General features: G+C 56.6%; 1 protein-coding gene. It reads left to right on the top strand.

The window, feature by feature from the left end:
* On the top strand, positions 1 to 632 hold a 632-nt coding region (locus AB9F27_RS21955), incomplete at both ends, for an acyltransferase domain-containing protein (protein ID WP_369758211.1).

The raw sequence follows: 632 nt of genomic DNA, 5'->3' as shown, positions 1-632 counted from the left end.
CACATCGCACGCGTTTCATTCCGCGATGATGGAGCCCGCTTGTGATAGGTTAAGCCAAACCCTGCAAGACATCACCTTGTCCCCCGCCAATATCCCTTATGTGAGCTGTGTTACCGGCACGTGGATCACCGACGCAGAATGTACCGACCCTGTATATTGGGCAAGACAAGCCCGTGCAGCTGTCAACTTTGCCGACGCAATACGCACCCTTGCCCAAGACGAACCTGCAATCCTGCTTGAGGTCGGTGCAGGAAATACGCTGTCGTCATTCTGCGGACAGACCTTGCCCCGCGACGCAAATATTGCTGTGGTCCAATCCTTGCCAGACCACACCCGTTCCGAAGATGACATGACCGCCATGGCAAATGGGTTTGGTCGTATCTGGGCCGCCGGTGGGAAAGTAGATTGGAGCTTACTTGGTCCACGTGGCACCCGACGCGTCGCCCTTCCAACTTACGCGTTTCAGCGCAAACTGCATTGGGTGGACCCAGCGCCTGCGCCAACCGCCTTGGATCAACCCATTTCTGTACCAACAGCCCCCTCCTCTGAGGCCTCCCGACTGGAAACTGAGATCATGAACGCACCCGCACCAAAAACTCCGATTGACCGCAAACCTCGGCTTGTTGGCGAAG

This window comes from Falsihalocynthiibacter sp. CO-5D18, from assembly GCF_041205445.1.
Classification (GTDB): domain Bacteria; phylum Pseudomonadota; class Alphaproteobacteria; order Rhodobacterales; family Rhodobacteraceae; genus Falsihalocynthiibacter; species Falsihalocynthiibacter arcticus.
Note: the sequence above shows the minus strand (reverse complement) of the source record. Positions and strands in the feature narration are given on the sequence as shown.